Origin of the sequence: Mucilaginibacter ginkgonis (assembly GCF_009754905.2) — a bacterium.
Taxonomy (GTDB): domain Bacteria; phylum Bacteroidota; class Bacteroidia; order Sphingobacteriales; family Sphingobacteriaceae; genus Mucilaginibacter; species Mucilaginibacter ginkgonis.
Window position 1 is genome coordinate 1,504,220 of sequence record NZ_CP066775.1, and the last position, 14,021, is coordinate 1,518,240.

A 14,021-nucleotide genomic window follows, 5' to 3' on the forward strand; every position below is an offset into this window, starting at 1 on the left:
AACAGGTGAAACACCTGTTACATACTTTAAGTATGTGACGGGATATTGCTTTTAGTTTGTTATCAGTAACTTACAGCGTTTACCTGCAAGCACTACTTTGTCAGTGTTTCGACAAAAGATGACTGATAAGTCATAAATTGCAACCATTTTGACACTGCTGAATTGAACTTGTCATATGTGCGGAAACACATTTGAACCATCGTTTCCAAAATTATATTTATGTTTGATAGCCTTTAACCAGGCACAAACAATTGTACTTATAAACACAGATGAACAAACTCCGGGCTTATTTAAAGACCAAAAGTTTCCGCAATAATATATTAGGTGCCATAGGTGCGGTAGTTGCCGTGTTGCTTATCGCGTACCTTTCTTTAGGTTACTATACCCGTCATGGCGAGGGTGCGCCTGTACCACAGCTAAAAGGGATGCAGGTAAGCCGGGCCATGAGCCTGTTAGACCAGCAAGGCTTTAAATACCAGATAGATTCTGTTTATGTGCTTGACCAGGCACCGGGGACGGTGATAGAACAAGACCCCGATGCGGGCACCAACGTAAAAGAGAACCGCACCGTTTATCTTACTGTGGTAACGCAACTTGCACCAAACGTACAACTGCCTGATCTGGAGCAAAGCACCTACCGCGAGGCCGTTGCCACGCTATCTAATTTTGGCTTGAAGGTTGGCGACACTACGTACAAAGCAGATATTGCCCGCGACCGCATACTCGCGGTAATGTTTGGCGGCCAGCCTATAAAAACCGGCACAAAGCTGCCAAAAGGATCTAAGGTTGATCTGGTGCTGGGCGATGGTAAAGGTGCCAGCGAAGTTGAGATCCCTGAATTGGTGAACCTCGATCTTGACGCTGCTAAATTCGCCATCCATGGCGCAGGGCTGGTATTGGGGACCATTATGTACCAGGGAACCATTACAGATTCTACCAATGTAATTGTGGTTGCACAGACGCCAATGCGGGCCGATTCGACAAGCAAAACCAGTATAGGCACACGTATAAACTTAACTGTTAGCCAGGGTAAGAAAACAGATGAACAACCCCAGCATTAATGCGCAGGAATTTTCGCAACGGCTTAACAATAACGAATCACTCAATATTTTAGACGTGCGCGAAGCTATAGAGTATCACACCTATAATATCGGCGGACAAAATATATCCGTAAGCCGTTTACAAGAGGACTTACAAACTGTAAACTTTGATATGGAGGACGAGGTTATTGTGATTTGCAAAGTGGGTAAACGCAGCGAAACGGCGCAATCAATTCTCATTCAAAACGGTTATCAGAACGTCAGGAACCTTACTGGTGGTTTACTGGCACTACAAAAACTAAATTCTAACAAATAATTTATGGCTGAAGGACAATCATCTGGCGGCACTTTTAAAAAATTCATCATCGCGCTGGTGGTGATCGTAATAATTGCATTAGCCGGTACCGGAATTTTTTACTACCTGAGGTACTTTGGTCCTAATGTGAGTGGCAAACAGGAATACTTGTATATACACACCGGCGCCGATTTTAAGGAAGTGTTCGATTCCGTCAAAACCCACCAAATGGTGAACGACACTACTACTTTTTTATGGGCGGCGCATAACATGAAATATGTGAACAGGGTAAAACCGGGCCGCTACAAGTTGAAGGAAGGTATGAGTAACCGTGCGCTGATTAATATGCTGGCATCGGGCACACAATCGCCGGTTGATATTTCATTCCATAACCTAAGGTTAAAAACACAGTTTGCAGGCTTTATGGGTAAAAAGATTGAACCCGATTCATTGTCCCTGATCCGCCTGCTCGATTCCGCGTCTTACATAAAACAATACGGTTTTAGCACTGAGGATGTGTATACCATGTTTTTGCCGAACACTTACCAGGTTTACTGGAATATCACGCCCGAGAAGTTCTTTAAAAAGATGTATGGTGCTTACGAGAAGTTCTGGACACCTCAGCGTAAGCAAAAAGCCGTCGCCCTTAATCTCACCCCTATTGAAGTTTCGATCTTAGCATCCATTGTGGACGCCGAAGCCCTACATGACGACGAAATGCCTAAAATTGCAGGCCTTTACCTAAACCGACTGAACAAGGGTATGAAGCTTCAGGCCGATCCCACAGTGATCTACGCTATGAATGATTTCACCATTAAAAGGGTGCTCAACAGATATTTGTCTAACCCGTCGCCGTACAATACTTATGTTCATACGGGACTGCCCCCCGGCCCGGTGATGATGCCGTCTATCAATGCCATTAACGCGGTGTTAAACCGTGATAACAACGCTTATCTGTATATGTGCGCTAAAGAGGATTTTTCCGGCTATCATAACTTCGCCACCAACGAGGCAGACCATAAGGCCAATGCACGGCGTTTTCAGCAAGCATTAGACCAGCGGAATATAAAACGGTAATGTTTACACACACTACCAAAATAAGGGTACGCTATGGCGAAACTGACCAGATGGGTTATATGTATTACGGCAACTACGCCCAGTTTTATGAGGTTGGCCGTGTGGAAATGCTGCGCAGTTTAGGCCTCACCTACAGCTCCATGGAAGCATCAGGCATTATGATGCCCGTTATGGAGATGAAATGTAAGTATTTAAAGCCAGCCCGTTATGACGAAGAGATAAGCGTAAAAGTGATAATGGATAAGATGCCCGGCATACGTATTCATTTCCGTTACGAACTTAACAATGAGCAAGGCGAGCTGATCAACACGGGAGAAACAGCCCTGGTGTTCGTTAATATGGCCAGCGGAAGACCATGCCTGCCGGGACAGGATTTCCTTGATGCAGTAAAGCCATTTTTCGATAAATTAGAAAAATGAAATGGCTGCACCGTTTTCTAAGCAAGTTTAGATTTTACCAGTGGATCATAGACTGGACTAAGGTTGCCATTATTCCGGGCTTTAGGCCGTTACCGCTGCATACTGTCGCGGTTTTCTTTTTTAAAGAGATCCAACAAGAATCGCTGGTAAATAAGGCGTCTTCATTGGCCTACAGTTTTATGCTTGCCTTCTTTCCTGCCATCATTTTCCTTTTCACGCTTATCCCGTATGTTCCCGTACACCATTTTCAGGACGAGCTTATCGGACTGATCGCAACAGTGTTGCCGCATAATGCATACCTCGCATTCGAGAGCACTATTAAAGACATCATTAAAAACCAAAACGGTTCTTTGCTATCAATTGGCTTCGTTTCGGCGGCTTATTTTGCTACAAATGGCATTTATAAATTAATGCAGGCCTTTAATAAATCATCGCTTATTAAAGAAACCAGGCCGTGGCTAAGGCGCAGGTGGATTGCTTTGGTACTCACATTTGTGATCAGTATGTCGCTGTTCCTAGCCATTTGTATTTTAATTGCCGGGCAGGCGGTTATTGTTTTCATCCGCACCAGACTGGATACTGATGGCTGGTTTTGGAGTTATGTAATTTCATTTGTACGATGGCTTATTGTAGTGGTGATCTTCTTCTTTACCCTGGCATTGCTATACCGTTATGGCCCTGCACACAAGCGCCGCCGCTGGAAGTTAGTAAGTCCGGGCGCTATTCTGGCTACTACCCTTGCAGTGCTTACTTCTATGGGATTTAGTTATTACATCAACAATTTTGGTGCTTATAACAAAGTTTATGGCTCTATCGGCACCCTTATCGTGGTAATGATATGGCTGTATTTAAATTCGCTGATCATTTTGATTGGCTTTGAATTGAACGCCAGCATTGACCTTTCCAAGCAGAATGTGAAGATCGCGAAGCCTAGGTTTAACACCTTTAAATCGGCGGCGCAAAAAATAGAGCAGCATAAATAGCTGCACGTCAGGGGCTTATAACCAAATTTTTAAATAATTAAAAAAAGTAAACTCCGGGTTTCGTAATCCGGCGCGGATTTGTACTTTTGTCCCCGGAGAGATGGCAGAGTGGTCGATTGCGGCGGTCTTGAAAACCGTTGACTGTCAAAGGTCCGGGGGTTCGAATCCCTCTCTCTCCGCGAAATATAGTTTAAGTTTTTGAAAAACGCCTCAAATCATATGATTTGGGGCGTTTCTTGTTTTAGAGCTACCCAATCTAATGTATAATATCTCAATCTGATTGAGACCTCTTGCGAGACCTATCATCGGTTTCTAAATTAGGTCTCGCTAAAACGGTAAATGTTTATTTATTAACCTTTTAATAGTTCAAAGCGATGATCAGAACAGTTTGTATCAATTTTACGTTGAAGAAAACCAAAATCCTTAAAGACGGCACTGCTCCTATATATCTAAGATTGACAGTGGCCTCAGAAAGAGTTGAATTTACCACACGCCGATACATCAGGCCGGAACGCTGGAATAACGCCCAACAGAAGATGTCAGGCACTACAGATGAGGCCAGAGTGTTCAACCATTATTTGAAAACCTTAGAGCAGCAGGTTTTTGAAGAACACCGTCAGATGTTGGATAATAAGCAATTAATTACTGCCGATGCTTTAAGAAACAGGTTGCTTGGAATAGAACAGCAGGTAAAAGAAAAAATGCTTGTCCCCATTTTCCAGGATCATAACAAACGTATCAAGTCTTTACTCGACAAAGAATATGCTAAAGGAACATTAGCACGTTATGAGACCAGCCTAAAGCATACTGTTGAGTTCATGCAATGGCAATACGGGAAATCCGATATAGCCATCAAAGCTATAGATCATGAGTTTATAACAAGCTACGATTTCTATTTAAGGTCTGAAAGAAGTTGTGGCAACAATACAGTTGTCAAATACATAAAGAACTTTAAGAAAATCATCCGCATCTGCATGGCTAACGGCTGGCTGGATAAGGATCCCTTCATCAACTACAAAGCAAAAGTAAAGGAAGTAATCAGGGATTATCTTACTAAAGAAGAAATACAAGCCATAGCAGATAAAGAACTGGTGACGGATCGCGTTAACCAGGTTAGAGATATATTCCTATTCAGTTGCTTTACAGGTCTTGCCTATGCTGATGTTAAAAAATTAAAAAGAACAGAGATATCAAAAGGTATTGATGGCCAGTGGTGGATTTTCACGTCTCGGCAAAAAACGGACACTGCATCAAGAATTCCATTGCTTCCAACAGCCTTAAAGATTTTAGAAAAGTACGAGAACAATCCAGAATGCCTGCATAAAGACCGTGTCCTTCCGGTACTTTCAAATCAAAAAATGAATAGTTATTTAAAAGAAATCGCAAGTGCGGCGGGCATTACCAAGGAATTAACCTTTCACATGGCCAGGCACACTTTCGCGACGGCTGTGACACTTGGCAATGGCGTTTCTATTGAAAGTGTGTCTAAGATGCTCGGTCATCGAAATATTCGCACCACGCAGCATTATGCAAAAATTCTTGACGCTAAAGTGAGTGAGGATATGGCTATTCTAAAGGAAAAATTCTTGTCAATAGAAAATAAGTCATTAATGTATAATTAACCTGACACAATTTTTTAACTCTAAAATCTTATAACATGAAAAATGACTTCATAATTCCCGATGATATAATTTCCAGTAAGATATTTTATATCAGAAAGCAAAAGGTAATGCTGGATTTCGATTTGGCCGAGCTCTACAAAGTAGAAACTAAACAACTTAAAAGGCAGGTCAGACGAAATTTGGAGAGGTTTCCTGGGGAGGATTTTATGTTTGAATTAACACCTGAAGAATATAATATTTCAAGGAGCCAATTTGGCACCTTGAAACAGGGGCAAAATATAAAATATGCACCGATGGCCTTCACCGAACTAGGGATTAGTATGCTTTCAAGTGTTCTAAACAGCTCTGACGCTATTCAAATAAATATCCGAATTATGCGCATTTTTGTGAATGTACGTCAATTGCTGTCTGATACAACTGAAATAAGATTGGAAATAGAGAAAATTAGAAACGAGCTTTTCAATCAAGGAAAAAATATGGAAATCGTTTTTGCTTATCTTGATGAATTATCGAGCAAAATTGCTGATCATTCAACATTAGAAGTGAATAGGAAAAGAATTGGGTTTAAACCTTAAACAAGTAAACTATTTAAAAAATTGGTAAAAGGACGGGAATTAAACCAATCCCAAGTATTCTCTTATTTTTCAATATTTTACAAGCGCGCAAGCGTGGAAAATTCCAAAATGTACTCCAAAATCTTACAACTATTTAATTCTCATAAACTTACATAAAGATAAGTGTGTAATATGGATTGATGTAGTATATTTTATAAAATAATGACAACTTTGCTCACACTGACTTATCAACTGATATTGAATTACTTATTAAACTTAGTTGCCCGTTTACAGCTTCTGATAATGTATTAATAATCGTTTAAGCCTTAGGAGATATAGGGACACAAGAATTAATTAAATACAAATCCAACTTTTCTTGGTTTTTAATTCAGAGAGTGCTATATTTGTATAAACACAAAAAAAGCTATACAGGTGGAATTGTATAGCTTTTGAGTTTTTGCTAACGCCATCTTGTTAATGGCAATTATTAAAAATAAATCTTTTTCGTAATGAGTACAAATTTAAACACTTTATTTGAAGATTCCAAGGAAAATGATAAGGAATCGACAAAATTGCCGAGTCAAATACGATTCGAAGACAAGATGGAACAGGAAATTCCCGTCCTTGTAGAGATTATAAACAGTGCGTTTGACGAGATGAGGAATCAGGTTAATAACATCAGCCCTGATTTCAGAAATCATCTAACAAAGCCGAATCGCATGAATGAGCAGGTTAAAGGGAAGCTGATTGAACATTATGGAGATAAAATTAAATCTCTGAGATATAATCGCTTTGGATTGTTTCTAAACGATTATGTCTTTTTGTTTAAGAAGTTTAATAACAAGGGCTTCCCTTCAAACATACGAACTGGAAACAGCGTTATGTTGTCAACTAAAGGCAAGCTCAATTTTCAGGGAGAGCCTGAGATTATTTTTATCGGCTTTACAGTTACTCATGGCTATGAGGACATGAGAACTATTAAGGCAGTGAAAATTGTTGATGAAGAAGTGCAGTGGGCTGTAAACTTACAAGGCCTTGCAGGCGATTTAAGAAGAAAGAATACGCCAACGGTTATTCCACCAACAGGACAAAGCTTAGTTGTAAAGCCAAAAATACAACAGCAAAAAAAGACTGGCTAAAGTCTTTTAAACAATTAGCGGAGAGCCACCTCTCCGCTTTTAATTAAAGAAAGGCAAACTATCATGACTATCAATCCACGTATGCTTATTTTGGCAAGAGAAGCAAGAGGGCTGTCTCAAGCTGAATTAACAAAAACTTTAATAACAATTAGCCAAGCAACTTATTCAAGAATTGAAAAAGGAATAGTGGAAATCCAAGAAAACCAACTTAATGAACTATCAAAACACCTCGATTTTCCTGTGTCATTTTTCAATAGAGAGGGAAAAATACCAGGGTCATATCAGGAATATTTTTACCGAAAAAGACAGACATTACCCAAAAAACAACAAATAAAACTTGAAGCAACTTTTGATTTGATCAGAATGTTTTGTGAAGATCTTTTGGAATCTGTAGACATACCAGATTTTTCGTTACCTGAGATTGAAATTGAACACACAAATACGGCAGAAGTAATTGCAAACAAGGTTAGAAGATATTTAGGGATTGAAAGGGGGCCTATCGCTAATTTGATCGAGCTATTGGAGAGAAACGGAGTAATGATCTTTTTGCTACAGAATGCTCCGGACAAGTTTGACGGGACTACCGTAATTACCAAAAGTGGAACTAGGGTTATTGTCCTTAATGAAAACATGCCCAATTACAGAAAAAGATTTACAATTAGCCATGAACTTTGTCACATACTTTGTCATATTCCTTTTACTAGCGAAAATCCGTTTAAAACCGATGCAGATATTGAAAAGGAGGCCGACACATTCGCATCTGAGTTTCTTATGCCTTCGGATCAAATAAGAAATGAATTGTATAGGCTTACCTATGCAAAGCTTACAGACATCAAGGGCTATTGGAAAGTATCCAAAAGCTCAATTATTTACAGAGCACATAAGTTAGGGTGCATTGATATGAACAGATTTATTTATTTGATGACTGAATTAAGTCGTTACAATGAACGCAAGGTGGAAAAAAATGATGTTCCAATGGAAGATCCCCAACTATTGAGACTTATTACTGATACTTTCCACAAATCTCTAGGCTTTACAGATGAAGAATTTATGTCTGCTTTAACAATAAACAAAGACGATTTTGATTTTTTTATTCTTAACAAAAAAAGAAGCACAAAAATGAGAATAGCTGTATAAGATATTCGTAACATTTGAACTTCAAGCTGTTCCTTAGGATTACTAAAATAAGTGATTTTGGACCAGCTTTTTTTCGTTAAATAAATTTATGAGGGTACTAGTGCTATGAATAAAAGACTGGCATATAAAACATAAACAAAGGCATATAATCTCACATGGGGAAGAAATTTCGGTGACATTAAAAGAGTTACTAAAGTCGTATTTAGAGTTTTAGAGTTTGATGATATCTTGCATTATCAGAAAATGATTGTTGCATTGCATAGAACTAATGAGATAATGCAAAAAATTGATGATGTGATGGAGGCTTAAAGCTTTATTACCTGCATTTATATTTCTAAGATTGCTTTATACTTATGAATGATTACTTCTTAAAGTTTCTAAAGATGAACGCACCATCTCATTGCACCGCTTAAACAACTGGCAGCAGCAAGCAGGAAAACTGTCAAGGGCCTTTAGATTTGTCAGTAGTTAAAAGTAACTATCTTGTTGATAAGGAGCAGGGTGAACTCAGTCAAGGGCTAGGTTAACGACCTATGCGCCGTATTAGTCTCTGCTCCAAATCACAAGATCATGTCGTGACCAGTTAGAATAGTAGACTTTAAGGTCTTGTAAAGGCATTAGTCATCGGCATATCTTTTTAATTGGGTTTTTCACTCTTAAACTGACGAACAATGAACTTCACAAATTTTGTAGGCGTAGATGTTTCCAAACTGACCATTGATGTGCATCTAAGAGGAAGCAATGCTTTCAAAACCTTTGCTAATAATACCAAGGCTTCACTGCGCTACTGCTATGGACTAACAAGCTTCTTCCAAGCGTCGATCGAGGTGGTTTTATAGTATGCTTTGAGCATACCGGCATGTACAGCATTGGACTTGCTATTCATTTACAGGAAGCAAACGTCCCATTCGCAATGATCTCTCCACTAGAGATAAAGAAGTCGCTTGGTATGCACCGGGGTAAAAGTGATTTTATTGATGCTAAGCGCATAGCGAATTATGCCTGGCTGCACCGGGACGATATCAAACCATCCGTATTGCCAGCTAAAAGTATACTCAAACTTAAAACGCTGCTGACCTTGCGCGACCGCCTGGTACGTGACAGGGGTGGCTTCGAAGCAACCTGTAAAGAACAGCGTTTGTTACTAGGAATAGCCGACAATGCAGAGGTGTTCGAGGTCTATAAAAGCATGATCGCTCATTTGACCACACAAATCAAAAACCTAGATGCGCAAATATTGAGTGTTGTTGATAATGATGTCGCTTTAAAGAAGACATATGATCTGCTAACCAGTATGAAAGGCATTGGCCCTGTCATTGCAGCGAATATGATTACCAGTACGCATAACTTTACCCGTTTTACAAATTGGCGAAAGTTCGCTTGTTATATCGGAACGGCTCCATTTGAACATACATCCGGTACAAGCGTCAGAGGAAAAACGCAGGTTAGCCATTTGGCTAATAAACAGCTTAAAAAGCTGCTTCACTTAGCGGCAATCAGCGCTATCATTCATAACAAAGAGCTAAGGGCCTATTACAAAAGAAGGGTTGGCGAGGGCAAAAGCAAGATGAGTACAATAAACGTTCTACGTAATAAGATTTTGGCCCGCATGTTCGCACTTATTAACCGGCAATCAAGCTATGTTGAATTGGCGAAATATCCAGTCTAGACAGGTAGCATCTTAACGCTTAAACACCGCAGCAGCTTCCGGGCAGGTTCTGTAAAGGGCAGCTAAGGTAGCGTAGCGGACGTAGCTGTTTATATACCCTTTACAGGTTCTGAGTGGAACTGAACTTTGTGACTGCGATAAGATGAAAGTAGTTTACGTGTAACATTGTTACTCTTAATCACTCTAATCTACAACTATCTAACATGGCAAAGAAGGTTATTATTATAGGCGCATCCTCAGGAATAGGTAAAGAGCTCGTTCTTCAGTTGGCTAAAGCTGACTACCTTATTGGAATAACAGGTAGAAGAATAGAACTATTAGAACAGCTAAGAAAGCAGCATCCTGACAGAATATATTGCAGCCAGATAGATAATACGCAACTTGATGATTTGGATGTGAGGCTTGAAAGCCTGAAGATTCAACTTGGAGGCTTGGATATGCTAATTCTGAGTTCTGGTATAGGAAACATCAATGAATCACTCACCTTTGATATCGAACAGGATACAATAGACTTGAACATAACAGCTTTTACAAAAATTGCTGGGTGGGCATTTAGAACATTTCAACAGCAAACCTACGGACATTTAGTAGCCATAACTTCTCTTGCAGGCATGACAGGCAGCCCTGTTGCGCCAGCATATAATGCAAGTAAAGCTTACCAGATCAATTATCTCAAAGGCCTTCGTAAGAAGGCTAATCAGTTGAAACAATCAATAATCATTACAGATGTAAGGCCAGGTTTTGTTGATACGGCAATGGCAAAAGGTGATGGCTTATTTTGGGTGGCACCAGTAAAAAAGGCAGCGGCCCAAATAATTTCAGCGATAAGTAAAAAAAAGCAAGTAGTCTATATAACAAGGCGGTGGACGTTAGTCGGCATAGTACTAAAATTTTTGAACGTGTAAGTAGCACAGGTTATTAAAGAACATATTGGACTGCACAAAAGAATCGACAAAAATAAAATTATTGTTTGACATTGTCTTAGAAATACGATGCTGCAGGTAAAGTAAAAATTAAGTCGCATCGTTCATATACCCTTGACAGTTTTCCTGCGGTGCTAATTTTGTGATGGCGGTGTAAGGCGATAAAGAAAATAGCAAATTTGTTGAAGCGCAGCGAAAACAATTTTGCCTGGGCGTTAGGGCTGTCGGTGAAATGAAATATTTAGCGACAGCGAATATAAATGAACCGTTTGCCGCGCCGCTATTCGGCTCAATTCTCAATCAGTTTAGTATACAAGGCTTCTGCCATATCAATGATCATACTTACCCTTTTTAATAGTTTGTTAACGGAGTCCTTATCTACATTGAAATTGTCTACATAACGAGCAGCAGAATAAGCAGATTGTAAAAGCTTGAAAAGGCAGATATCTTCAGCCACATTGTAATCAAAAACATTTTTAAAGTCGTCCGTAAATATCTGTGTAATCCGCAGCATCCTCGCCAGGTTATGAATGCTTATTCGATACCCGAGGCATAGTCTAATAATAACGCTCAATGCATTTTCAACCGCCTGATGTATAAGGAACAGGCTAAGGTTATAGTTCCCCTCCTCGTAACATCGTTGAGCGGCTTCAAAAAACGACTTCCCTTGCATACCCCAGCGTTTCCACGTTTCTTCCGTTGTTTTAGTGGTAAGTTCGTTAACGAAATTCTTCACAGCAGGTATAACGAAGTCCTTAGATTGATAAGCGATCTGACGATTTAGTAGAGCATTGTAAAAAAAATTGTTCTCGCCATTTATTGCCCTTATAAACGCGTCGAATTTATGCACTAATGCGCAAACATCTATCATAGGTTTGCATAAATCTTCGATCCTGTTTACCAGTTCATGTTCAGTTGTTTTATTATTCTCACTAACTAAAATTAAAAGGTAATATGCCTCAGGTCTTGGATATGTTCCTAAATGAATAATGAGATCTACATTTTCAATACTGGAAACAATCTTATCTGTCAGCTTTTCCAGTCCGGCCAATTCTGCAATTGTTGGTACAATATTGAATGAGCAATTGGTTTGATAAATTACTAAGTTGTTTTCTGTTCTGCCATTTGCTTCTTTTAGATCATTATTTCTAGTAATGGTGTCTTTTTTTAATGTTAGTGTGATTTCCCTTTGCCTGATCACCCATGACGCTTCATACAACTTCTGAATGCTTTCATAAACCCAGATGAAATCTGCAACGCTCAGCGATTCATCAATACTTGAAGTGGATAGAGCTATCTCGAGCCATTCATGCAATTGGTCATTATAATCATCCAAAGGTCTTTCTAGTACTTGTAAGATAACCTCGTACGGATTGGCAAGTCCCTTAAAATCAAGAATGCCAGGGTAGTGAATCCATTCCCTTCGTTCCTGTTCGATCTGATCTTCTATTTTTAAATAAATACGGTCTTTCAATAACCGGAACCGCTTGGTTTTTGAGAATAAAAAAACGGCCTCCAGTAATTTTATGGTTATCTCATAAGTGAACAACACATTCGCCGGGCCGCTGCGGCCATCTTCGAAAACTTCATCTGAAAGCAAATATTTTCTCCATATTGCCAAGGCTTTTAAATGTCCCGGCAACCAATCAGATGAAAAAAACTGGGCTATAACTGATAATGGGTCTGCTTTGTCGTTAACATCCAAAAATTTGAGATAGTAGTTTTGATGCAGGTTCATATGGCAATCATTAACACTGACGCTTATCCGGCAGGTAGACAAATGACCGCATTACCAATAATGTACCGAACTATAAATGATTGTTTTTTACAATAAGAAAGTTGTAATTTATAATTTGCATGATCTAAGAATTCGGAAGTGACTAATCTTAATTTTTAAAAATGCCTAAATATAAGTCTGCTATTATTAATAGTTGATTTTGCAAGTCTTATGCTGCCATTAACATTATTTAATTCTATTGTTGAAGTAGGTGCTATCCAAGGAATAGTTATGGGACTGGTTTTGTATCGTCTGCCAGTGAAAGATCCTAGTAAAAAACACCTCTCTTTAATACTCTTTACGCTGGCGCTCCTAAATTTTAAGATACTTCTGCATACACTTGGTTTATGGAATTCTCATTTATTCCATTTTTTTCCATTAGCAATTGATACAACCTTACCGCCACTGCTGTATTTGTATATATGCTTAATTACAGCACAAGAAATAGCTTGTAAAAAGATTCTGCTTTACTTTATTCCTACGCTAATTTTTATGGCCTATGCAATATTAGTTTATGTATGGATAATCCCTGTAACGGATATTAGACATAAAGACATTTTAGCTAACAAATTTTTCTTTAACCAAATAAAAAGCCTGGAAGATTTTGTTGCCGTTATATCTGCTGTTTTTTATTGGCTGTTTGGGTTTAAACGTATCCATAATTACAGGAAATGGTTGTTTGATACACAGTCTGATAGTCGTTTGCAGGAGTTAACCTGGCTTAAGAACCTTTTAATCATGTCTGCAATAATGATTTTGGGCTTAATTACAGTTGTTTTGATCGAAGATATTTTTACGAGCGGACCGCACTCTTTTTTAACTATTGAGATTTTTTATACGTATTTAACATTAACTATTTATTACCTGTCTTTAAAAGGCTATTCATTGTACAGTTTTTCTAACCCTGTCAATTTAATTGCTGATAAGATAAAGTTGCGCCAGTTTTCTGATATAACAGCGGATGAATATTCGGATGATTTGACCTTAAACACCGAAGACAAAGCCTATTTGACCATCAAGGAATCCATACTATACAGTATGAACGTCGAAAAGATTTATCTAAACCAAGAACTTAATATAAAGCAAATGGCTCAGCATGTAGGATATCCGGTGGCAATGGTATCTGCGGTAATTAATAAAAGCTTAGGCGTTAACTTTCGTAATATGGTCAATCAGTACCGAATAAAGGAGTTTAAAGAGCGCTCAATAAATCCCCCTATGCATCTTTCCTTATTCGGTATAGCCTTAGAGTGTGGTTTTAATTCGGAGCCCAGCTTTTTTAGAATTTTCAAACAGGAAACAGGATTATCCCCTAGCGATTACATAAAAAATCATAAGATATAATTTATTCACACTCAAAACGTGTTTTGAGTGGCCCAGAATGCT

At 38.9% G+C, this 14,021-nt stretch carries 13 protein-coding genes and 1 tRNA gene; 13 read left to right on the top strand and 1 reads right to left on the bottom strand.

All coding sequences use genetic code 11. The features are described 5' to 3' along the window. Positions 1–269 precede the first annotated feature (269 nt). From GO620_RS07010 to GO620_RS07065, 12 genes are all read left to right on the top strand, one after another. Positions 270–1,061 carry a PASTA domain-containing protein gene (locus GO620_RS07010; RefSeq protein ID WP_157523764.1) on the top strand — a complete coding sequence of 264 codons (792 nt, stop codon included), beginning with the start codon at positions 270–272 and terminating at the stop codon, positions 1,059–1,061. Continuing rightward, positions 1,042–1,356: a rhodanese-like domain-containing protein gene (locus GO620_RS07015; protein ID WP_157523765.1), complete on the top strand. Its 315-nt coding sequence runs from the start codon at positions 1,042–1,044 to the stop codon at positions 1,354–1,356. The genes GO620_RS07010 and GO620_RS07015 overlap by 20 nt, the downstream gene beginning before the upstream one ends. Positions 1,357–1,359: 3 nt before the next feature. Then, positions 1,360–2,412 carry an endolytic transglycosylase MltG gene (gene mltG / locus GO620_RS07020; protein WP_157523766.1) on the top strand — a complete coding sequence of 351 codons (1,053 nt, stop codon included), beginning with the start codon at positions 1,360–1,362 and terminating at the stop codon, positions 2,410–2,412. Continuing rightward, entirely contained in the window at positions 2,412–2,831 is a 420-nt protein-coding gene (locus GO620_RS07025; protein WP_157523767.1) for an acyl-CoA thioesterase, read from the top strand. The genes mltG and GO620_RS07025 overlap by 1 nt, the downstream gene beginning before the upstream one ends. Next, on the top strand, positions 2,828–3,814 hold the full coding sequence (locus GO620_RS07030) for a YihY/virulence factor BrkB family protein (RefSeq protein ID WP_157523768.1): 987 nt from the start codon (positions 2,828–2,830) through the stop codon (positions 3,812–3,814). The genes GO620_RS07025 and GO620_RS07030 overlap by 4 nt, the downstream gene beginning before the upstream one ends. Positions 3,815–3,908: 94 nt before the next feature. Beyond that, positions 3,909–3,993, top strand: a tRNA-Ser gene (locus tag GO620_RS07035). A 195-nt stretch (positions 3,994–4,188) separates the two neighbouring features. Then, positions 4,189–5,436: a site-specific integrase gene (locus tag GO620_RS07040; RefSeq protein WP_157523769.1), complete on the top strand. Its 1,248-nt coding sequence runs from the start codon at positions 4,189–4,191 to the stop codon at positions 5,434–5,436. Positions 5,437–5,471: 35 nt separating this feature from the next. Then, on the top strand, positions 5,472–6,011 hold the full coding sequence (locus tag GO620_RS07045) for an ORF6N domain-containing protein (protein ID WP_157523770.1): 540 nt from the start codon (positions 5,472–5,474) through the stop codon (positions 6,009–6,011). 488 nt (positions 6,012–6,499) lie between these two features. Further along, the gene (locus tag GO620_RS07050) at positions 6,500–7,129 is read left to right on the top strand and encodes a hypothetical protein (RefSeq protein ID WP_157523771.1); all 630 of its coding nucleotides are present in this window, start codon (positions 6,500–6,502) and stop codon (positions 7,127–7,129) included. Positions 7,130–7,192: 63 nt separating this feature from the next. After that, positions 7,193–8,266: a helix-turn-helix domain-containing protein gene (locus GO620_RS07055; RefSeq protein WP_157523772.1), complete on the top strand. Its 1,074-nt coding sequence runs from the start codon at positions 7,193–7,195 to the stop codon at positions 8,264–8,266. Positions 8,267–9,125: 859 nt separating this feature from the next. Continuing rightward, positions 9,126–9,935 carry a transposase gene (locus tag GO620_RS07060; protein WP_157523774.1) on the top strand — a complete coding sequence of 270 codons (810 nt, stop codon included), beginning with the start codon at positions 9,126–9,128 and terminating at the stop codon, positions 9,933–9,935. A gap of 203 nt (positions 9,936–10,138) precedes the next feature. Further along, on the top strand, positions 10,139–10,840 hold the full coding sequence (locus tag GO620_RS07065; protein ID WP_157523775.1) for an SDR family NAD(P)-dependent oxidoreductase: 702 nt from the start codon (positions 10,139–10,141) through the stop codon (positions 10,838–10,840). Positions 10,841–11,147: 307 nt separating this feature from the next. Here GO620_RS07065 and GO620_RS07070 read toward each other — a convergent pair whose 3' ends face one another. Beyond that, positions 11,148–12,596, bottom strand: a complete 1,449-nt coding sequence (locus GO620_RS07070) for a HEPN domain-containing protein (protein ID WP_157523776.1) — start codon at positions 12,594–12,596, stop codon at positions 11,148–11,150. Between the two features lie 210 nt (positions 12,597–12,806). On the opposite strand from GO620_RS07070, the gene GO620_RS07075 reads away from it, so the two are divergent. After that, complete coding sequence (locus tag GO620_RS07075) at positions 12,807–13,979, top strand: helix-turn-helix domain-containing protein (protein ID WP_157523777.1); 1,173 nt, start codon at positions 12,807–12,809, stop codon at positions 13,977–13,979. Positions 13,980–14,021: the final 42 nt, after the last annotated feature.